Consider the following 21,168-nt stretch of genomic DNA (forward strand, 5'->3'; position numbering starts at 1 on the left):
CAGTGTCAGTATCAGTCCAGGTGGTCGCCTTCGCCACTGGTGTTCCTTCCTATATCTACGCATTTCACCGCTACACAGGAAATTCCACCACCCTCTACCGTACTCTAGCTCGCCAGTTTTGGATGCAGTTCCCAGGTTGAGCCCGGGGCTTTCACATCCAACTTAACGAACCACCTACGCGCGCTTTACGCCCAGTAATTCCGATTAACGCTTGCACCCTCTGTATTACCGCGGCTGCTGGCACAGAGTTAGCCGGTGCTTATTCTGTCGGTAACGTCAAAACAGCAAGGTATTAGCTTACTGCCCTTCCTCCCAACTTAAAGTGCTTTACAATCCGAAGACCTTCTTCACACACGCGGCATGGCTGGATCAGGCTTTCGCCCATTGTCCAATATTCCCCACTGCTGCCTCCCGTAGGAGTCTGGACCGTGTCTCAGTTCCAGTGTGACTGATCATCCTCTCAGACCAGTTACGGATCGTCGCCTTGGTGAGCCATTACCCCACCAACTAGCTAATCCGACCTAGGCTCATCTGATAGCGCAAGGCCCGAAGGTCCCCTGCTTTCTCCCGTAGGACGTATGCGGTATTAGCGTTCCTTTCGAAACGTTGTCCCCCACTACCAGGCAGATTCCTAGGCATTACTCACCCGTCCGCCGCTGAATCAAGGAGCAAGCTCCCGTCATCCGCTCGACTTGCATGTGTTAGGCCTGCCGCCAGCGTTCAATCTGAGCCATGATCAAACTCTTCAGTTCAATACTGCTTGGGTTTTTAAGAAACCCTAAACTTGGCTCAGCAATCTCAAATGACTATGTGATTTCTCGCATGGCCACTTGTGATGCTGATAATCTTTGTGACTATCAGTCCGTACTCACAAGCACCCACACGAATTGCTTGATTCGATTTGTTAAAGAGCGTTTGGTTAAGAGCTTTTCGTCTCAACCGAGGCGCGCATTCTACGCTTTCCTCATTTGCTGTCAAGCGTTTATTTGAAGTTTTTTACAACCAGTTTCTTTCGAAACCCTTCAACCTCAACAACTTACCGCTTGCCTCGAAGCGTTCATCGCTGCGAGGAGGCGAATAATACGCGCTTTGAAATCAGAGTCAACACCTTGATCTGAAAAAACTTTCTGCCGCCGTTTTACCTTTGTCGGCAACTAATGAAAGCGCCGCGAATCTGTAGAAATACACCACCCAACGGAGCGTAGCGGCCATGAGCGATGCGCAAAGCGAGAAAACCCCAGGCCTGTCCGCGGACGAGGAGCAGGAAGTCAGCCTCAACCAACCGCCCCGCGCGGCAGTACTGCACGAGATCATTCGTTACCAGGGCGACCAGGAACTGGAACGCACACTCGCCGCACTATGGTGGTCGGCACTGGCCGCAGGCTTGTCCATGGGGCTGTCGCTCATGGCCATGGGCCTGTTCTACGCTCGCCTGCCTGAGGGCGACAGTGCCCAGGTAATCGCCAGCATCGGCTACAGCGCAGGCTTCCTTGCAGTAATACTGGCGCGCCAGCAGCTGTTCACCGAAAACACCCTGACCGCCGTATTGCCAGTAATGACCACCCCTACCCTGGCCAACTTCGGGCGCCTGCTGCGCCTTTGGAGCGTGGTACTGCTTGGCAACCTCGCCGGGACCTTGCTGGTGGCCTGGGTAATGCTGGAGCTGCCGATCTTCGACAGCAAGACCGACGTGGCCTTCCTGGAGGTGGGCCGCAAGGTAATGATGAACGATGTCAGCCAGATGTTCGCCAAAGGCATCGTATCGGGGTGGATGATCGCCACCATGGTGTGGATGATTCCGTCGATGGAACACGCCAAGATCTGGATCATCCTGATGATCACCTACCTGATGGCCCTGGGCGACTTTACCCATATCGTGGTCGGCTCGGTCGAGGTGTCCTATCTGGTCTGGGCCGGCGATGAAACCTGGAGCAGCTTCTGGCTGGAGTTCGCCTTGCCGACACTGGCGGGCAACATCATCGGCGGCAGCTTCATCTTCGGCTTGATCAGCCATGCTCAGGTGCGCAGCGACAGCGGCAGACCGCCCTCGCGGCTACTGAAAGAACACCAGCCCCCCTCCCCGCGCCGCGACAACGGCAACAAATGAACTTCAGCGTGCCGCTACCACGCGCTCGTTCGCCTGCCCGCGCTGACGCACAGGTAGCGGCTGCCACCAGTTCTGCCCGGCATGTGGCGAGTCAAGGCTGACCCGCTCCCCCATCTGCGGCGTGCTCAGGCGCACCTGTGCCTGGTTGGCCAACGCCAGAATGCGCTCGAACGGCTCCTGCCAGCCGTGGATGGACAGGTCGAAGGTACCGTTGTGAATCGGCAACAACCAGCGCCCGCGTAAATCGAGATGGGCCCGTAGGCTCTGCTCCGGCTGCATGTGCACATCGGGCCAGGCGACGTTGTAGGCCCCGGTCTCGATCAGGGTCAGGTCGAACGGCCCGAAGCGCTCGCCAATCTGCTTGAACCCATCGAAGTAGCCGGTATCACCACTGAAGAATACCCGCACATCTTCGTCGACGATCACCCACGACGCCCACAAGGTCCGGTTGCTGTCCAGCAGCCCACGCCCGGAAAAGTGCTGAGCCGGGGTGGCGACAAAACGTACGCCCTCGACCTCGCTTTCCTGCCACCAGTCCAGCTGCCGCACCTTCGCCGGTGCTACGCCCCAGGTCATCAGCAGGTTGCCTACGCCCAGCGGGGCCAGGAACACACTCGTGCGCGGGGCCAGTTGGCGAATTGCCTGCTCATCCAGATGATCGAAGTGATCGTGGGACAGTACCACCGCAGCCAACGGTGGCAATTGGTCCAGCGCCAGGGGTGGAGCATGGAAACGCAGCGGGCCGGCCCACTGCACCGGCGAGGCGCGCTCGGCGAATACCGGGTCGGTAATAAAGAAGCGCCCGCGCAACTTGAGCAATACCGTGGAATGGCCAAGGCGCCACAGGCTGCGGTCAGGTGCGTCGAGCACCTGCTGGCGAGTCATGGGCTGCAGGCTCACCGGTGTGGCCGGCCGGGTTTCCGGCGGTTTGCTCAGGAACAGATACTTGAGCCCGATGCGCAGCTTCTGCAATACGCCATCCTGCGGCAACGACGCCTGGTTGTGAAAACGCCCTTCCCGCTGGGGCGCCGGCTCGCCGGCAGGGCTGGTCAAGGGGACCATCAGCAACACTCCGAGCAACAGGAAAGCCTTCATGTTACCCCACAGTGATCGGACCAACCGTGAATTGGCTTGTAAGGTCATTTTTCATAGATGAAACACTGTTCAACAATATTCATGAGAGTTATGCGATAAACGGTGCTCCAGCAGAAGAACGATACCAAGATGGATAAACGCAGCGGCAAAGGACTTTCATTCGTCAAACGCATCTACCTGCCGCGAGTCATCGGCCTGGGGATCGGCCTGTTCAGCGTCATGGCCGCCATGGCGCCGCTGTCCCCGCCCACCTGGGCATGGCTGCTGTTACTGTTCAATGGCCTGCTGTGGCCGCATGTGGCCTACCTGTGGGCAGCCCGTTCGGCCACGCCTTACCAGGCAGAACAGCGCAACCTGGTGCTGGACTCCCTGATGGGTGGGTTCTGGACCGCTGCCATCCATTTCAATCCCTTGCCCAGCGTGACCGTGCTGTCGATGATGACCATGAACAACGTCGCCGCCGGCGGCAAGCGCATGGTCGTTCGCGGCGTCCTGGCCCAGCTGACGGGCATGCTCGTCGCCATCCTGCTGCTGGGCCCCGGCCTGCAATTGAACGCTACGCCCCTGCAGGTCTATGCCTGCCTGCCGATGCTGACGCTCTATCCGCTGGCGCTGGGCTGGGTCTGCTACCAACTGGCGATCAAGCTGGCCGACCACAAGCGCCGCCTGAGCACCCTGAGCCTCACGGACAGCCTGACTGGGCTGCTCAACCATGGTGCCTGGAAAGACCTGCTGCTGTTGAAGTTCCAGGCCTGCCAGCAACAGCAGGGCCACGCGGTGATTGCCCTGATCGACATCGACCACTTCAAGACCATCAACGACACCTTCGGCCATGTGGTTGGCGATTGTGTGCTGCGCCAGCTTGGTGCCGAGCTGCGGCACAACCTGCGCGAAGGTGACCAGGCCGGGCGCTACGGCGGTGACGAATTTTGCGTGATCTTGCCCGATACCAGTGAAGCCCAAGCCTGCCAGGCCATGGAGCGCCTGCGCGAGCGGGTCGCCAGCTACCGCAACCCGCAGCTGCCGCACCTGCGCATAAGCCTGAGCATCGGCCTTTCGGCATTCGAGGCCAACCTGGAGTCACCCGAGCACTGGCTCGAACAGGCGGACAAAGCGCTGTACACCGCCAAGCATGCCGGACGCGACCAGGTCAATTTTGCCCGCAGCGACGCTGCGGCGCTCAGGCTGGCCTATCCTGATTGAACCTCCTTCCTGACTGCCTGGCGGGAGGCTGCCTGAAGGAGCCGCTCGCTCATGGCCAGGACCGCCAACCCTCCACCCGCCAGCCCCACACCGCGCTTCCAGGTGCGTCGCCTGATAGCCGGCTTCAGCGCAGTTTTCGGCTTGGCCTGCCTGGTCATCGTCGGCGCCCTGTTCAACATCGCAGGTACTCTCGACCATCAGGAGCGCCAGCGCAGTGCCTCCCAGGCCAGCAAAGCGCTGGAACAACGGTTGCTTGCCTCGCGCCAGTTCCTTTCCAGTTACGCCGTATGGGATGCTGCTTTCGAACACCTGGCGGGCCAGGTCGACTGGAAATGGGCCTACGAAGAAAAGAACGTGGGCGAGTCGCTGTACAGCGCCAGCGGCTATGAAGGGGTGTTCGTGGTGGAGGACGCACGCACCACCTACGGTTTGTTCAAAGGCCAGCCTACCCAGGCGGCGGCCAATACCTATATTGATGCAGCGCTGCAGCCAATCATCGACCAGGCTCGGGCGGCGGCCATCCCACGTGAACAGATCACCCGGTTCGTCCTGTTCAACGGTTGGCCGGCCGTGCTCAGTGCCGCGGCAGTGCGCCCGGACCGGGATGTCACCGATAGCGAGGTGCGCCAGGCGCCGGTGATGCTGTTCGTCGACCAGCTCACCGAGGAAAAGCTGGCGCAGCTGAGCAGCAGTGCCGGCCTGACCGGCATGCACGTGGAAAACAATGATGTGGGTGAGCACGACCACCTGCGCATCGACCTCGGCGATACCGGCTACCACCTGTCCTGGAGCAGCCCGCTGCCAGGGCAGCAGTTGCTGCGGGCGGTGTTGCCGCCGCTGGCGGGTGCCTTGCTGATACTCGGTCTGATCATGCTGTACCTGTTCCGCCATGCCTTGCGCAGTTCGCGGGCGATCGACCTCACGCTCGCCGATCTGCAGCAGAGCAACCAGGCGCTGGAGGCCAGCGAGCAACGTTTTCGCGCGGTAGCGGAGTCGGCCTCTGACTGGATCTGGGAAACCGATCGGCAACAGCGCCTGACCTACCTTTCGCAACGCTTTGTCAACGTCACCGGCTACCCGGTGGACGACTGGCTCGGCCACCCGCTCAATCAGTTGCTGGCCTGCGATACCACGCCGCTCTCGCCATGGCTGGATGCCTTGGCCGCGGCCGACCCACAACAACTGGCCAACCTGCGCTGCACCTACCGCGACCAGAACGGCCAAAACCGCTACTGCCGGATTTCAGCCCGAGCCATCTGGTACGACGGCAGGCCCGTCGGTTTTCGCGGCACCGCCAGCGACATCACTGACGAAGTCGACGCTCATGCGCGCATCCAGCATCTGTCGCTGCACGACCCGCTGACCGGGCTGGCCAACCGCAACAAGCTGGCCCGGCACCTTGAGCAGGCATTGTTGCGCGGCAGTGATTCGCCGCCACTGACCTTGCTGCTGCTGGACCTGGACAACTTCAAGCCGATCAACGATTCCCTTGGGCATGCCGCCGGTGACGCCGTGCTGCAGGAGGTAGCAACACGTCTGCGCGACAGCACCCGCGATGGCGACCTGGTAGCGCGCCTGGGCGGCGACGAGTTCCTCCTGGTGCTCGGCGGCATGGACAACCGCAACGAGATCGACCGCTTCTGCGCGCGCCTGATCAGCCTGCTGCAGCAACCGATCGTGTTCGATAGCCAGCCCCTGCACGTGGGCGCCAGCATCGGTGTCGCCCAAACCCGCACCCAAGGCTTCGATGCCGGCGAGCTGATCCGCTGCGCCGATATCGCCCTGTACCAGGCCAAGGCCGACGGCAAGTGCACCTGGCGCTATTTCGCTGCCGAAATGAGCCAGCAGATCCAGTACCGCCGCCAACTGGAGAACGACCTGCGGCGGGCCTTGCGCAACCAGGAGTTCGAGCTGCACTACCAGCCGCGCTACCGCCTCAGCGACCTGCGCATCGTCGCGGTCGAGGCCTTGCTGCGCTGGCAGCATCCGCAGGAGGGGTTGCTGGGGCCGGACACCTTCATTCCGTTGGCCGAACAGAGTGACATCATTGTTGCGCTGGGCCGCTGGGTGCTGCGCGAAGCCTGCCGCACCGCCCATGACTGGCCCGCCGATGTGCTGGTTTCGGTGAACCTGTCACCGGCGCAGTTCCTGCGCAGCGACGTGGTTGCCGATGTACGCGAGATCCTGCTGGAAACCGCTTTCCCCGCACAGCGCCTGGAGCTGGAGATTACCGAGAACGTGATGCTCAATGACATCGAAGGCGCGCTGGGCACCATGCTGTCGCTTAAGGAGTTGGGCGTGCGCCTGAACATGGACGACTTCGGCACCGGCTACTCGTCGCTGGGCTACCTGCGCACCTACCCGTTCGACAGCATCAAGATCGACAAACGCTTCATCGGCGGACTGAACAACACCAGTGGCAGCGACCGCGCCGTGGTCCAGGCCATCATCAACCTGGGCGAAGCGATGGGGCTGACGGTGACGGCCGAAGGGGTGGAGAGCGAGCAGCAGCTCAAGGCACTGCAGAAGGATCGTTGTCACGAAGTGCAGGGCTATTACATGAGCAGGCCGCTGGACAGTGCGGGGCTTGAGGCGTTGTTGACGCAGGCATCCCAGCGTTCGGCACCTTACCTGTAGCGCGTCGAGGTAACTGTCTTGCTCAGGTTGGAATGCTTATCCCTGTGGGAGCGGGTTTACCCGCGAAGAATGCGGCGCGGTATATGGCACCGGCTTCGCCGGTGTTCGCGGGTGAACCCGCTCCCACAGGGATAGTGCAGTTTTTCGAAGTTTCTTCGCTATTACAGAGCTGAATCCCGCTGCAAACTGCGCTCTGCCACGATTTCCGGCAGGTCGCGCCGACGCAGGTAGGTGCGCAGCGGTTCACCAATGTTCAAACGGTCATCCACATGCTGTTCCAGCAACAGCGCCAGCCGTTCGCGGCACAGGGCCATGCGCTGCCCTTGCTCGGGCCGCCAGACAAACTCGCTGCAGGGCGTGATACTGGCGTCGGCCACGTCCATGCCGAACGAATCTTCGGAAAAACGCACGATGTGCACACCGCGCTTGCCATGAAAACCGACAAAGCCCTTGAGCTGGTCGGCAGCGTTGCAAATGTCCTGGGAAGTGATGGCCATGACGTAACCTCGCAATCAAATCGGAAGATACGCACGCCAGGCGGGGAAAGGTTGCCTCTGCCGGGCAACTCGTGGCTGGCAGCCTAACGCAAGCCGTCGCACAGGCGCCACGGTTTTCATCGATCAGCGCCCACCGTCTACCTGGGAATGCAGCAGCTCGCCCAGCCACTGCATGAAGGCCTGCACCCGGCGTGGCACGTGCCGTTGCCGTGCATACAGCAGTGACACTGGCATGGCCGGGGCTTGCCAGCCTTCCAGTACCGAAACCAGCTCACCGCGCTGCAGGTGCTCGGCCACGCCCACCGCCGGCACCTGGATCAGCCCCAGCCCGGCCAGGCATGCCGCCGAATACGCCTCGGCATTGTTGACTGTCACCACGCCGGCCATTGCCTGGAAGTGCAGTTCACCGTCCTGGAGGTATTCGAAACCGGCGCTGCGCGCGCCCAGGGTGCGAACGTAATGCACCAGGTGGTGCCGGGCCAGGTCCTGCAGCGTGTGCGGCACGCCATGGCGGGCCAGGTAGGCAGGGCTTGCACAGTTGCGCATGCTCAGTTGCCCGACCGGGCGCGCCACCACATCCAGGTCATGCAGGGCACCAATGCGCATCACGCAATCGAAGCCTTCACGCAGCAGGTCGACCTGGCGGTCGGTGCAACTGAGCTCCACCTCCAGGCGCGGAAAGCGCTGCAGAAACTGCGGCAGCGCCGGGATGATGACCCGGCGGGCCATCATGGTCGGCAGGTCGACCCGCAGGCGCCCGGCCAGCTCGGCATCGTCGGCGCGGAACAGGCTCTCGATTTCGTCCATGCCCGACAGCAGGTCCTTGCTGCGTTCGTACAGCAAGGCGCCATCCTGGGTCGCCTGCACCCGGCGGGTGGTGCGATTGAACAACTGCGTACCCAGCAAACGCTCCAGCGCCCTGACCTGCTCCGACACGGTCGAACGGGGCAGCCCCAGGCTTTCGGCAGCCAGGGTGAAACTGCTGACCTCGCTGACCCGCACAAAGGTGCGCAACAACTCCAGCTTGTTCACTTGAACCTCGTCTATCCGGTTTTAACGAACAGTATTTCCATATTCGCTGGATTTAACAGCAGAACAGCGACCAATAACCTGTGCTCATCAGCCCACCATGAGGTTTTCACCATGACCCGCAAGATTGCCCTGATTACTGGCGCCAGCCGCGGCCTGGGCCGCAACACTGCCGAACACCTGGCCGCACGCGGCATCGATGTCATCGGCACCTACCACAGCAAGGCGGAGGAAGCCCAGGCCGTGGCCGCCCGGCTGGAGCAGGCCGGGGTCAAGGCCACCATGCTGCAACTGGACGTCAGCGACAGCGGCAGCTTTGCCGGTTTCGCCGAACGCCTGAAAGCAACCTTGCAGCAACACTTCGGCCGCGAACGTTTCGACTTTCTGGTGAACAACGCCGGGATCGGCTTGAACGTGCCCTACACCGAAACCAGCGAGGCGCAGTTCGACCAGTTGCTGAACATCCAGTTGAAAGGGCCGTTCTTCCTCACCCAGCGCCTGCTGCCGCTGCTGGTCGACAATGGCCGCATCGTCAACATTTCCACTGGCCTGGCGCGCTTTGCGCTGCCGGGGTATGCCGCCTATGCCGCGATGAAGGGGGCGATGGAAGTGCTTACCCGCTACCAGGCCAAGGAACTGGGCGCGCGTGGTATTCGCGTGAACATTCTGGCGCCGGGGGCGATCGAGACGGACTTTGGCGGCGGCGTGGTGCGGGACAACCGCCAGGTGAATGAATACATTGCCGGCAACACGGCGCTGGGGCGGGTGGGCTTGCCGGATGATATCGGGGCAGCGATTGCGCTGTTGCTGGAAGATGGCAATGGCTGGATCAACGGGCAACGGCTGGAGGTTTCAGGCGGGATGTTCCTCTGAGGTCAGGTTTTCTGGGGCCGCTTTGCGGCCCATCGCCGGCAAGCCAGCTCCCACCTCGACTGCATCGACCTCAAGCATTGTGCAGTACCTGTGGGAGCTGACTTGCCGGCGATGAGGCCAGGACAGGCAACACAGGACAGTTGCTCCCACCACCGCATGAGCCTGGGTTGCCAGCGATCGGGCCACAGAGTAGCCACCTGCCTCATTGCTCATGCACCTGCACACTGGCCGTCATCCCCGCACTCAGGGTCACCCCCTCCGGCACCTGGTCCAGGCGGATCCTCACCGGTATCCGCTGCGCCAGGCGTACCCAGTTGAAGGTCGGCTCAACCTCCGGCAGCAACTGGCTGTCGGGGTTACTGTTGCGGTCGGTGATACCACGGCTGATGCTCTCCACATGCCCTTGCATCGGCTCGCCCGCGCCCATCAGCCAGACCTTCACCGCATCCCCCACACGAATGCGCGGCAGCTTGGTTTCCTCGAAGTAGGCCTGGATATAGAAGGTTGAATCGTCCACCAGGGCCATCACCGATTCCCCGGTGTTCACATAGTTGCCCTCGGCCAGGCGCAGGTTGGTGATTTGCCCGCTGCGCGGTGCCCGCACTTCACTGCGCGCCAGGTTGATTCTGGCAACCTGCAACTGTGCCTCGGCCTCATGCAGTTCACCGCGGGCAATGGCCGCATTGATCTGGGCGTTTTCCCGCAGTTCGGCACTGATCGCCTCCGGCCCCAGGGCCGTACGCCGGGCGGCTTCCCGCTCGCGCAGGCGCAGTTGCTGGCTGCGGGTCTCGGTCACCGCGCTGGCCTGGTCGAATGCCGCCTGGAAGCGTTCGCGGTCAATGCTCATCAGCAGGTCGCCGGCCTTGACCTGCTGGTTGTCACGAACCTTCAGCTCGCGCACCCAGCCGGACACATCGGGGGCGATCACCACCACATCGGCACGCACACGCGCATCTCGGGTCCAGGGGGTGAGCATGTAGTACTGCCACAACTGATAGCCGGCGAACACGGCAAGGGCCACCACACACAAGGTGACCAAGGTACGTACGGCCGCACGCATCGAAACACTCCTTTACAAGGTTCCCAGCAGTCGCACCACCAGGAACAACACACAAACGAACAGCGCCGCGTCGAACAGCGCTTCATGCCAGATCCAGCGCCCCAACGGCGTGGCCTGCACCACCAGACGCAGCAACCCGGTAAGCACCAGCGCCAGCAACACATAAACAAGGAAGGGACTGAACAGCACGCCGCCCACTTCCCACTCACGCAACCCCATGAGCTTCCTCCTGCCAGCGGCACCACTTGCCCCAGCTTTTTTGCAGTTGCAGCACCGCCCCTTCGGCCAACCGCAGCGGATCGCTGGAGGGTAGACGGCGCAAGGCGCCAATGAACTGTTCGCTGGCGGCATCCAGGCGCTGCCCGCGCCCGGGCGCCGGCCCCTTGGCCAGCACGGCCTCTACCTGCTGCAGGTATTCACGCTCGGCACGCCCCAACGGGGCCTGGGCGACCGCCAGGCACATGCGCAGATGCACCAGTTCGTCGCCGATATCCAGGCCGTGCAGGCCGTCGTCCCAGCGCTTGCGTTCGCTCTCGGGCAGTTCGCCGGCATGCCGCGCCAGTTGCATCAGGCGGTCGGCCATGCGCCCGCCAAACCAGCTGTCGGCCCCGCGCAAGTCGCGTCGGGTCAGGCGCACCAGGTCGTTCTGGGTCGCCGCACGCAAGCGCCGGCCCAGCCAGGCCGGGTGACGGAACACCAGCAAACGGAAGGCCATCACCGCTGCCGACACACCTACCAGCATGGCCAAGGCACTGTTGAGCATGGTGGCCACGCCGAACTGCATGGCATTGAGCGGCGACACCAGCACGATGAAATGCAGGCAATAAGAGGTAGCCGTTGCCCCGGTCCGCGGGTGAGCCATACCCAGTGCACCAAGAAACAGCGGCACGCCCATGCCCAGGCAAAGCATGGCGAAGCTGCTCCATTGCGGCAGCAGAATCTGCCCGACCAGAAACGCCGCGGGTATCGCCAGGAAGATCCCGCGCAAGAAGCTCAGGCCGATCTGCGCACCGTTCTCGCGGCTGGCGAACAGGCTGCAGACCACACAGGTCAGCACCAGGCCACCCGGCGCCGAAGGCCAGGCGGTGGCCAGCCAGAAGCCGCTCATTACCAGAAAGGCCAGCGCACTGCGTGAGCCGAACAGCAAGGCCAGCGACCAGTCGCGGTGCGCGGCCAGGCCTTGGGATACATCCTTGGGCGCCCTGCCCGCCTCGACATCTTCCAGCGCCTGGCTGGCAGCCATGGCGTAATCCAGCAGCAGAGCCATGCGCGCAAGGCAGAAGTGCTCCGCCGGGCTGATCTGCTCATCGTGGGCGGTATCCCAGATGCGCTGGCGCAGCAACAGAAGGCCCGGCTGGTCGGGCTTGCCCAGCAGTGCGCGCACCTCCTCCAGCCAGGGCGCCAGGCGTTGGGCCTCGCGCTCATCCAGTTGCCGCCACTGCCGGCGCACTGACCGGGAAATGCGCAGCAGCACCATCAGTTTCTGGCTCAGGCCGCGAATGGCACGAGCACGCTGGCGCCCGCGGTTGCCTTCGAACCAGGCGTGTTCGCGCTGGCTGTCGATGGCAACGATACGCCCCAGGCTCTCCAGCAAGCCTTTGCGCGCCTCGTCTTCCCCGCCCAGCATGGCACTGGCGGCCTGCAGGCCGTTCTGCCAGGCCTGGCGGGCCTGCCCGCCCAGTTGCTGCTCTACCCGCATGGGCCAGAGCAAGGCACTGCTGGCGGTGGCACAGAAGATACCCAGGCAGATCTCGGTGCAGCGCGCCACGGCCTGGTCGAACACCTGCAATGGGTGGTCGATGGCCGGCAGGGCAATGATCGCCGCGGTGTAGCCTGCCAGCACGAAGGCATAGGCCCAGGCGCTGCGTAGTTGGGTGGAGGCGGCGGTGCACAGGGCCAGCCACAGGGCCAAGGTGAGCAGGAACAGGCCGGGGGTCTGGGCGAACAGGCCGATGAACAGCACCGACACAATCGTGCCGACAAGAGTGCCCGCCAGCCGCGCCAAGCCCTTTTGCACCACCATGCCCGATAAAGGCTGGGCGACGATGAAAGCGGTCATCAGTGCCCAGGACGGTTGCTCCAGGCCCCAGCGCATCGCCAGCCACAGCGCCAGGCCGCCACCGAGCAGGGTCTTGATGGCGAACTTGAGGGCGAGGCTGCTGGGGGCGAACAGGGCCTGGAGAGTGATGGGCACGAGGCGGACCTTGCGGGGATGGTCTTGTAGAAAGATAGACAATGATGGGAAGGATAAGGCGGAAAGGATTAATTAGCTAGCTAATCATCTTTGTTATCGACAGGCTCTCCTGTGCTGCCCTGTTCGCGGGCACGCCCGCTCCCACATGGGACCGCGCACAGTCCGAATCTCGTGAAGTCATTGTGGGAGCGGGTTTACCCGCGAAGAGGCCGGCACAGGCAACACAAAAATTGCAGGCAAAAAAATGGGCGACCGAAGTCGCCCTAAATGCCTTGCGTGCTCGTGTACCCGGAAGGTCAGCGCGGCTTGCGCTTGTTCGAATCCTTCCAGATGAAAATGCCCAGACCGGCAAAGAAGACGACCATCAACCCGACCGTTACCACTCCGGCGATAACCACGTTGTCGAAGAACATGCTGGCCTCCCCATTCGTTTGCCGTTGTCCGATGGGTGCAAGTTAACCAAACTGGGGGCGGGGAAAATTGATCGGTGTCAATGGTGCCCGGGGCCGGGCACGCGAGGCGGGTGCTGGGTTGACCTGCGTCAAGTTTCAGCGTTTCTTCGGCTTGTTCTTGGGTTTCTTTTTCTTGGCGGTGTTCAACGGCAGGGCCTGCTCGAAAGCATTGCGCATTTCGTTCAGGCGCTTTTCCTTGAGGTCGTGGACGCGCTTGGCGCGTTCGGCATCGAAATCGATGAGGTTGTCTTGGCTCATGGGTGGGCTCGACGATCAACTGAGACTTGCATGATGAAGCCAGGCGCTGGCGCTGACCAGCCCCGCGTCAGACTTCGATGTCCACCAGAAGCCCCTGGCGCCCGTGCTCGCCCATCAACGGCGCCACCGGCACGGTGTTGTCGGCGTTGACCTCGTCACCCGGCATCGCACTGTAGCGTTCGTCGTCGCCCTTCTGCCGGCGTTGCTGCTGGCGGCGCTGCTCGTCGCGCAGCAGTAGTGCCTGCTCCTGCGGGTCACGCTGGTGCTTGAGGTCGATGGTGCTTTCGCCGGAGGCAGGCTGCGTCGGCACCACCGGCTTGATGTCGGGTGTCGGTTTGACCGGGTCCTGTTGCGAGGTCACCGGGGCGGCACTGAGCGGAATGATCGGTGGCAGCATGGACGTTCTCCTATGCCCCCTGTATCGGCAGGCGCGGGCTTACCTTGATGGCAGGCACAACACTTATTCGGCTTCTTCGTCAGGCTCGTCGTCGGTTGGCGGGCTGGCCTCGCTCCAGGGGCGCTTGTACACCTGCTGCCAGACCGCGTCCATGTGTTCGCGCAGCACCTGTGGCGCGGCTTTGAGCGAGGCGCTGTCTTCGCGCTCACCGCCGATCGGCTCCTCACCCGCCGGGGTGATCAGCGACTGGCCGGTGATACTGTAGCTGGCCTGCCCTTCACGCATCTCGATGGCGATGTCGTGCGGGTCGATGCCACCGCCGCAGAAGGCGTGGCTGGCAACCGTCACCTCGGCGACGCCGTCCTTGTTCAGGTCGCCGACATCGCTGACATCGTTATAGAAGTCCACATCCAGGTCCAGGCCCGGGCAGGTGGTTTCCTGTTCGATCTGCCAGCGCGCCTTGAACGCGTCGCTTTCGGCGGTGCGCCCGTACAACGTGGCCTTGAGGACCACCTTGTCCACTTCCTGCTCGCTTTCCGGGTCGCTGGTCTGGCCATCGCTGCGGCTCAATACCAGCAGGCCTTCACCATCGCGGTCACGAAAGTGCACGCTCTTGATCGGCGTTTGCACGCCCAGTACCTCGAGCTGCTCGATCGGGATGGCGGGCAAGGTCTCGAAGTTTTTCTGCTCGCAGGCGGCCAGCAGCAACAGGCTGCCCACGGCCATCGAAGTGCTGATCCAGCGGTGCTTGGCAGACATGTTGATCCGGGGCCCTCGTCGGCAGCAGGGTGGGGGACGATGAAGCGACTAGACTGTTGCTACCTATCGCACTTGCTATCGCAATTCGGCACCTTTCGATGCGCTCGGCACTTTGGTCTGACCGGCCGATCCGTTAACATAATCGGCTTTTTCATCGCGGGAGTTCAGGCAGTATGGCGCAGCAGTATCAACCGGGGCAACGCTGGATCAGCGACAGCGAAGCCGAGCTCGGCCTGGGTACCATCCTGGCGCAGGATGGCCGCCTGTTGACCGTGCTCTACCCGGCCACTGGCGACACCCGCCAGTATTCCCTGCGCAATGCGCCGCTGACCCGCGTGCGCTTCTCGCCAGGTGACCAGATCACCCACTTCGAAGGCTGGAAGCTGACTGTGCGCGAGGTCGAGGATATCGACGGGCTGATGGTCTATCACGGCCTGGACGGGCAAAACCAGCCGCGCACCCTGCCGGAAACCCAGCTGTCGAACTTCATCCAGTTCCGCCTGGCCAGCGACCGCCTGTTCGCCGGGCAGATCGACCCGCTGTCGTGGTTCAGCCTGCGCTACAACACCCTGCTGCACACCAGCAAGCAGATGCAGTCGGCGCTGTGGGGCCTGGGCGGCTGCCGCGCCCAACCCATCGCCCACCAGTTGCACATCGCTCGCGAAGTCGCCGACCGCAGCGCGCCGCGCGTCTTGCTGGCCGACGAAGTGGGCCTGGGCAAAACCATCGAGGCCGGCCTGGTGATCCACCGCCAGCTGCTGTCCGGCCGCGCCAGCCGCGTGCTGATCCTGGTGCCGGAAAACCTCCAGCACCAATGGCTGGTGGAAATGCGCCGCCGCTTCAACCTGCAGGTGGCCCTGTTCGACGCCGAGCGCTTCATCGAAAGCGACGCCAGCAACCCGTTCGAGGATGCCCAGCTGGCGCTGGTGGCCCTGGAGTGGCTGGTCGAAGACGAAAAGGCCCAGGACGCGCTGTTCGCCGCCGGCTGGGACCTGATGGTAGTGGACGAAGCCCACCACCTGGTCTGGCACGAAGACCAGGTCAGCGCCGAATACGGCCTGGTCGAACAGCTGGCCCAGGTGATCCCGGGCGTGCTGCTGCTCACCGCCACCCCAGAGCAGCTCGGCCAGGACAGCCACTTCGCCCGCCTGCGCCTGCTCGACCCCAACCGTTTCCATGACCTGGCCGCCTTCCGCGCCGAGAGCGAGCACTATCGCCCGGTGGCCGAAGCCGTACAGGAACTGCTCGACGAAGGCCGCCTGTCACCCAAGGCCCACGCCACCATCCAGGGTTTCCTGGGTGCCGAAGGCGAAGCCCTGCTGGCAGCGGTCAGCGACGGCGATACCCAGGCCAGCGCGCGCCTGATCCGTGAGCTGCTCGACCGCCACGGCACCGGCCGCGTGCTGTTCCGTAACACCCGCGCGGCGGTCCAGGGCTTCCCTGAGCGCCAGCTGCACCCTTACCCACTGGCAACGCCCGAGCAGTACCGCGACCTGCCAGCCGGCGAACATGCCGAGCTGTACCCGGAAGTTGCCTTCCAGGCCCAGGGCGAGGTGGCCGACGACGAGCGCTGGTGGCGTTTCGACCCGCGCGTCGACTGGCTGATCGACACCCTGAAGATGCTCAAGCGCACCAAGGTGCTGGTGATCTGCGCCCATGCCGAAACCGCAATGGACCTGGAAGACGCCCTGCGCGTACGCTCGGGCATCCCGGCCTCGGTGTTCCATGAAGGCATGAGCATCCTCGAACGCGACCGTGCCGCCGCCTACTTCGCCGACGAAGAGTTCGGCGCGCAGGTGCTGATCTGCTCCGAGATCGGCAGCGAAGGCCGCAACTTCCAGTTTGCCCACCATCTGGTGATGTTCGACCTGCCAGCGCACCCGGACCTGCTCGAACAGCGCATCGGCCGCCTCGACCGCATCGGCCAGAAGCACACCATCCAGCTGCATATCCCGTACCTGCAGGACAGCCCGCAAGAGCGCCTGTTCCAGTGGTACCACGAAGGGCTCAACGCCTTCCTCAACACCTGCCCTACTGGTAATGCACTGCAGCATCAGTTCGGCCCACGCCTGCTGCCACTGCTCGAAAGCGGCGAAAGCAAGGCCTGGGAAGCACTGGTGGCCGACGCCCGCAGCGAGCGCGAACGCCTGGAAGCCGAACTGCATACCGGCCGTGACCGCCTGCTGGAACTCAACTCCGGCGGTGCCGGCGAAGGCCAGGCGCTGGTCGAGGACATTCTCGAACAGGACGACCAGTTCGCCCTGCCGATCTACATGGAAACCCTGTTCGACGCCTTCGGCATCGACAGCGAAGACCATTCCGAGAACGCGCTGATCCTCAAGCCGAGCGAGAAGATGCTCGACGCCAGCTTCCCGCTGGGCGACGACGAAGGCGTGACCATCACCTACGACCGTGGCCAGGCGCTGTCGCGCGAGGACATGCAGTTCCTCACCTGGGAACACCCGATGGTGCAAGGCGGCATGGACCTGGTGCTGTCCGGCTCGATGGGCAACACCGCCGTGGCGCTGATCAAGAACAAAGCGCTCAAACCCGGTACCGTGCTGCTTGAACTGCTGTTCGTCAGCGAGGTGGTGGCACCGCGCAGCCTGCAACTGGGCCGTTACCTGCCACCGGCAGCATTGCGCTGCCTGCTTGATGCCAATGGCAACGATCTGGCATCGCGCGTGGCCTTCGAAACCCTCAACGACCAGCTGGAAAGCGTGCCGCGCGCCAGCGCCAACAAGTTCGTCCAGGCCCAGCGTGACATGCTGGCCCAGCGTATCGGCAGTGGCGAGGCCAAGGTCCTACCGGCCCACGTCGAGCGCGTGGCCGAGGCCCAGCGTCGCCTGAAAGCGGAGGCCGACGAGGAGCTGGCCCGCCTGGTCGCGCTGCAAGCAGTCAACCCGAGTGTGCGCGACAGCGAGATCGAAGCGCTGCGCAAGCAGCGCGAAGAGGGCCTGGCGATGCTGGAAAAGGCCGCCCTGCGCCTGGAGGCCATTCGCGTGCTGGTGGCTGGCTGATACCGGTCAGACACCACCGCCTTTGTGGGAGCGGCCTTGTGTCGCGAAAGGGCCGCAACGCGGCCCCAGAATTGGCGCAATAATTGAAATTGCTGGGGCTGCTTTGCAGCCCTTTCGCGACACAAGGCCGCTCCCACAGGGGGCCAATTTTCAGAAACCAAGTACATATTCCCTGCTGCGATCAGGTTCATAACCAAATCGTAGAAATCAATGTGCCATTAGTCAGGAAGGCTTAACCACCTCTTCCTATACTGCCTCTGGACAGTCTGCACAGGGTTGTAGCGCAGACGAGTGAAAACTCGATCATGAGGCATTCCATGGAGTGGCTGGGGCTGCAACTGTTCGCCGACCTGCCGGCAACCGGGCGCATCGTCATTGATTGCCGGCATGAACCGTTCCTGGTTCTGCTCGCCTACCTCGTCGCCTGTGCGGCCTGCTTCGCCACCCTGGACATGGCCGAGCGCCAATCCCACAGCGAAGACCCCACCGCCCACCGACAATGGAACATGCTCGGTGCCTGCTGCCTGGCAGGTGGCATCTGGGCCATGCACTTCATCAGCATGCTGGCTTTCCAGGCGCCAGTGGAAGTGCACTATGACGTTTCCCTTACCATCCTGTCGCTGCTCATCGCCCTGGCCGTCGCCTGGCTGGCCATGCACAGCCTCGACCGCAGCCAGATGCGCACGCACCACTACCTGCAAAGTGCAGTGCTGATTGGCCTGGGCATCATCCTCATGCACTTCGTCGGCATGGCCGCCCTGGAAACCGGAGCCCGCCAGTACTACCAGACCGGCCTGCTGCTGGCATCTGCCACCATTGCCCTGCTGACCAGCCTGACGGCGCTGTGCCTGGCACGCTACTTCCGTCATGGCAGCGGCACCTTGCACCACGCCATGAAATACGGCGCCAGCCTGCTGATGGCCGGCGGCATAGTCGCCACCCACTTCAGCGCGATGTCGGCCATGACCCTGGTCATCCCGGCAGACACTGCCCTGCGCCTGCCCTCTGGCGACAACAGCCTGCAACTGGCGCTCGGCATCGGCTTCATCACCCTGCTGATCAGTGCTGCCAGCATCAGTACCGCGCTGGCCGACAAGAAGCTGCAAAGCAAGGAACACGACCTGCGGCGGGTCAGCGTGTTGCTCAGCCAGCTGGACCAGGCCCGGGCTTCGCTGCAGCAGGCCGCGCACTACGATGCCCTGACCAACCTGGTCAACCGCCGAGGTTTCAACCAGGTGTTCGCCGAACGCCTGGCCGAACACCAGGCCACGGAAAGCCACCTGGCAGTGATGTTCCTCGATATCGACCATTTCAAGCGCATCAATGACAGCCTCGGCCACGACGCCGGCGACGAACTGCTCAAAGTGATCGCCAGCCACATCAAGGCCGCCACCCGCAACCACGACCTGGTCGCGCGCTTTGGCGGCGACGAGTTCTGCGTGGTCACCAGCCTCAACAACCGCGACGAAGCCCGCCACCTGGCCCAGCGCATCATGCAGCGGATGAAGGAGCCCATCGACCTGGGCGGTCGGCGCATGGTCATGACCACCAGCATCGGCATCAGCATCTTCCCCGACGACGGCACCACCGCCGAAGAACTGCTCAAGCACGCAGACCTCGCGCTGTACCAGTCCAAGGGCAACGGGCGCAACAGCCTGAACTTCTTCAACGACAGCCTGAAGACCCAGGCCTCGATTGCCCTGCAACTGGAAGAGGAATTGCGGGTGGCCCTGCTCGAGGAGCATGGGCTGTGCGTGCATTACCAGCCGATCTTCGACCTGCGCAGCAGGCAAGTGGCCAAACTGGAAGCCCTGGTGCGCTGGCGACACCCGCAACACGGCCTGCTCGGGCCCGATCGTTTCATTGCCATCGCCGAAGCCAACGGCCTGATCATCGACCTTGACCTGTGGGTGCTGCGCCACGCCTGCGCCGACCTGGCCTACCTGCAGCGCCACGGCCATGGCAACCTCAAGGTCACGGTCAATTGCTCGGCCGTCACCCTCAGCCACGACGAACTGCCCAACGAGGTGGAGAAGGCGCTGTTCCACGCCGGGCTCGCGCCCTGCCAGCTGGAGCTGGAAGTGACCGAGAACGCCCTGATGGGTGACATCCAGCGTACGGTCAACCTGCTCAAGCGCGTGCGCGCCCAGGGCGTGGCGCTGTCGATCGATGACTTCGGCACCGGCTACTCGTCACTGGCCTACCTCAAGCGCCTGCCGCTGGATGTGCTGAAGATCGACCGCAGCTTCCTGCAGGATGTGCCAGGCAACCAGAAGGACCGCGAGATCGTCCAGGCGATCATCGTCATGGCGCATACCCTCCATCTGCAGGTGGTCAGCGAGGGCGTGGAAAACGCCGAACAGCTGGCGTTTCTCGAAGCCCACGGCTGCGACTACCTGCAAGGCTACCTGCTGGGCCGCCCGGAGCCGCTGGCCGAACTGCGCTCGTTGCTGGAGCGGCTTCAGCACCAGGGCGGCCTATTCAGCCCTTGCTGCGATACAGCTCAACCAGTGTCGCCGGATCTTTTTGCAGATACCCCTGGCTTGCGTGCAGGCGCATCAATTGTGCGGCAAGGCCACTGAGCGGCGTCGCCGAGCCTTGCTCGCGGGAGAACTTGACCGCGCCATCGAGGTCCTTGAGCAGCGTGCGCACGTGCCACTTGATCGGCTCGAAGCGGCTCTCGGCCATTTGCGGAGCGAGGATCTGCAACGGTTTGGAGTCGGCAAAACCGCCCGCCAGCGCTTCGGCGATCAGCGTCGCGTCGACCCCGGACTGTTCAGCCAAGGCCACCACTTCGGCGATCACCAGGGCATTGCAGGCCACGATCATCTGGTTGCAGGCCTTGGTCACCTGGCCTGCGCCCACCGCCCCCATGTGCGTCACGCGCTGGCCAAGTACCTGCAGTACCGGGCGCGCACGCTCCAGGTCGGCCGACTCGCCACCGACCATGATCGCCAGGGTGCCGGCTTCGGCCCCGGGCGTGCCGCCGGAAACTGGCGCGTCCAGCCAGGCCATACCGCACAGCGCTGCCAGTTCGGCGGCCATTTCACGGGTGGCGGTTGGCTCAAGGCTGGAGAAATCGATCAGCAACTGACCACTACGCCCGCCCTGGGCAATGCCTTGCTCGCCGAACACCACCTCGCGGACCACGGCCGTGTCGGCCAGGCACAGCAGCAGCATGTCGCTGTCGCGGCACAGTTCGGCAGGGTTGCTGGCCAGGCGCGCGCCGGCGGTGACCAGTGCAGCGCACTTGTCCGGGCTGCGGTTCCACACCGTCAGCGGGTAGCCCGCTGCCAACAGGCGCCGGCACATGGGCAGGCCCATCAGGCCGATGCCGGCGAATCCAAGCGAAGGTAGTGCAGTGCTCATCGATGACTCCTGACTATTCGAATAACCGGGGGCCGCTGTGCGGCCCATCGCCGGCAAGCCAGCTCCCACAGGGTTCGGTGCAGCTTTACAGGGCTGCACCTCACCTGTGGGAGCTGGCTTGCCGGCGATGGGCTGCAAGGCAGCCCCCATTACGCATCCCGTAAACTGTTACCGCCACGCCGAATTGTTACTTACCTCTACCCGCCTTGAACGCCTGC

The 21,168-nt window shown here is 63.3% G+C and carries 17 protein-coding genes and 1 rRNA gene (1 of these 18 cut by a window edge); 6 read left to right on the forward strand and 12 right to left on the reverse strand.

Translation table 11 applies throughout. The annotated features are described in order from the left end of the window. Positions 1-752 (reverse strand): 16S ribosomal RNA (locus tag R9B85_RS06610); it reaches 785 nt to the left of the window's first position. Positions 753-1,210: 458 nt separating this feature from the next. Here R9B85_RS06610 and R9B85_RS06615 point away from each other — a divergent pair. After that, on the forward strand, positions 1,211-2,107 hold the full coding sequence (locus R9B85_RS06615) for a formate/nitrite transporter family protein (protein ID WP_423770915.1): 897 nt from the start codon (positions 1,211-1,213) through the stop codon (positions 2,105-2,107). A 3-nt stretch (positions 2,108-2,110) separates the two neighbouring features. Here R9B85_RS06615 and R9B85_RS06620 read toward each other — a convergent pair whose 3' ends face one another. Next, the gene (locus tag R9B85_RS06620) at positions 2,111-3,202 is read right to left on the reverse strand and encodes an MBL fold metallo-hydrolase (protein ID WP_207879996.1); all 1,092 of its coding nucleotides are present in this window, start codon (positions 3,200-3,202) and stop codon (positions 2,111-2,113) included. 129 nt (positions 3,203-3,331) lie between these two features. Between R9B85_RS06620 and R9B85_RS06625 the strand changes: the two genes are divergently transcribed. Beyond that, positions 3,332-4,405 (forward strand): diguanylate cyclase, encoded by a 1,074-nt coding sequence (locus tag R9B85_RS06625; RefSeq protein WP_207879994.1) that lies wholly within the window; start codon positions 3,332-3,334, stop codon positions 4,403-4,405. Positions 4,406-4,456: 51 nt separating this feature from the next. Beyond that, on the forward strand, positions 4,457-7,042 hold the full coding sequence (locus R9B85_RS06630) for a bifunctional diguanylate cyclase/phosphodiesterase (protein ID WP_423770916.1): 2,586 nt from the start codon (positions 4,457-4,459) through the stop codon (positions 7,040-7,042). Between the two features lie 161 nt (positions 7,043-7,203). Here the strand turns inward: R9B85_RS06630 and R9B85_RS06635 are convergent, their stop codons facing one another. Beyond that, positions 7,204-7,539 (reverse strand): DUF2025 family protein, encoded by a 336-nt coding sequence (locus tag R9B85_RS06635; protein WP_013973906.1) that lies wholly within the window; start codon positions 7,537-7,539, stop codon positions 7,204-7,206. A 123-nt stretch (positions 7,540-7,662) separates the two neighbouring features. Next, positions 7,663-8,571: a LysR family transcriptional regulator gene (locus tag R9B85_RS06640; RefSeq protein ID WP_423770917.1), complete on the reverse strand. Its 909-nt coding sequence runs from the start codon at positions 8,569-8,571 to the stop codon at positions 7,663-7,665. Positions 8,572-8,682: 111 nt separating this feature from the next. Here R9B85_RS06640 and R9B85_RS06645 point away from each other — a divergent pair, with 111 nt between their 5' ends. Continuing rightward, the gene (locus tag R9B85_RS06645; RefSeq protein ID WP_215520761.1) at positions 8,683-9,441 is read left to right on the forward strand and encodes an SDR family NAD(P)-dependent oxidoreductase; all 759 of its coding nucleotides are present in this window, start codon (positions 8,683-8,685) and stop codon (positions 9,439-9,441) included. A 202-nt stretch (positions 9,442-9,643) separates the two neighbouring features. Here R9B85_RS06645 and R9B85_RS06650 read toward each other — a convergent pair whose 3' ends face one another. From R9B85_RS06650 to R9B85_RS06680, 7 genes are all read right to left on the reverse strand, one after another. After that, on the reverse strand, positions 9,644-10,501 hold the full coding sequence (locus R9B85_RS06650) for an HlyD family secretion protein (RefSeq protein WP_112250676.1): 858 nt from the start codon (positions 10,499-10,501) through the stop codon (positions 9,644-9,646). 12 nt (positions 10,502-10,513) lie between these two features. Beyond that, on the reverse strand, positions 10,514-10,720 hold the full coding sequence (locus tag R9B85_RS06655) for a DUF1656 domain-containing protein (RefSeq protein ID WP_063913097.1): 207 nt from the start codon (positions 10,718-10,720) through the stop codon (positions 10,514-10,516). Next, the gene (locus R9B85_RS06660) at positions 10,707-12,695 is read right to left on the reverse strand and encodes an FUSC family protein (RefSeq protein WP_313856156.1); all 1,989 of its coding nucleotides are present in this window, start codon (positions 12,693-12,695) and stop codon (positions 10,707-10,709) included. Before R9B85_RS06660 ends, R9B85_RS06655 begins: the two co-directional genes overlap by 14 nt. 296 nt (positions 12,696-12,991) lie before the next feature. Continuing rightward, a complete protein-coding gene (gene ccoM, locus R9B85_RS06665; protein ID WP_025340347.1) occupies positions 12,992-13,108 on the reverse strand; it encodes a cytochrome c oxidase subunit CcoM in 117 nt (38 codons plus the stop codon). A gap of 135 nt (positions 13,109-13,243) precedes the next feature. Further along, positions 13,244-13,405 carry a hypothetical protein gene (locus R9B85_RS06670; protein WP_166674299.1) on the reverse strand — a complete coding sequence of 54 codons (162 nt, stop codon included), beginning with the start codon at positions 13,403-13,405 and terminating at the stop codon, positions 13,244-13,246. Positions 13,406-13,472: 67 nt separating this feature from the next. Further along, positions 13,473-13,802, reverse strand: coding sequence for an aspartate-semialdehyde dehydrogenase (locus tag R9B85_RS06675; RefSeq protein ID WP_112250672.1), 330 nt, complete (start codon positions 13,800-13,802; stop codon positions 13,473-13,475). Positions 13,803-13,865: 63 nt separating this feature from the next. Continuing rightward, on the reverse strand, positions 13,866-14,561 hold the full coding sequence (locus R9B85_RS06680) for a M949_RS01915 family surface polysaccharide biosynthesis protein (protein WP_207879979.1): 696 nt from the start codon (positions 14,559-14,561) through the stop codon (positions 13,866-13,868). 173 nt (positions 14,562-14,734) lie between these two features. Here R9B85_RS06680 and rapA point away from each other — a divergent pair, with 173 nt between their 5' ends. Further along, entirely contained in the window at positions 14,735-17,581 is a 2,847-nt protein-coding gene (gene rapA / locus R9B85_RS06685) for an RNA polymerase-associated protein RapA (protein ID WP_423770918.1), read from the forward strand. Between the two features lie 317 nt (positions 17,582-17,898). Next, positions 17,899-20,163 carry a putative bifunctional diguanylate cyclase/phosphodiesterase gene (locus tag R9B85_RS06690; protein WP_423771055.1) on the forward strand — a complete coding sequence of 755 codons (2,265 nt, stop codon included), beginning with the start codon at positions 17,899-17,901 and terminating at the stop codon, positions 20,161-20,163. Here R9B85_RS06690 and R9B85_RS06695 read toward each other — a convergent pair. After that, on the reverse strand, positions 20,063-20,950 hold the full coding sequence (locus tag R9B85_RS06695; protein WP_207879975.1) for an NAD(P)-dependent oxidoreductase: 888 nt from the start codon (positions 20,948-20,950) through the stop codon (positions 20,063-20,065). The genes R9B85_RS06690 and R9B85_RS06695 overlap by 101 nt on opposite strands. Between the last annotated feature and the right edge of the window lie 218 nt (positions 20,951-21,168).

The sequence above is a fragment of the Pseudomonas sp. NLJ1 genome, assembly GCF_049486705.1.
GTDB lineage: Bacteria > Pseudomonadota > Gammaproteobacteria > Pseudomonadales > Pseudomonadaceae > Aquipseudomonas > Aquipseudomonas inefficax.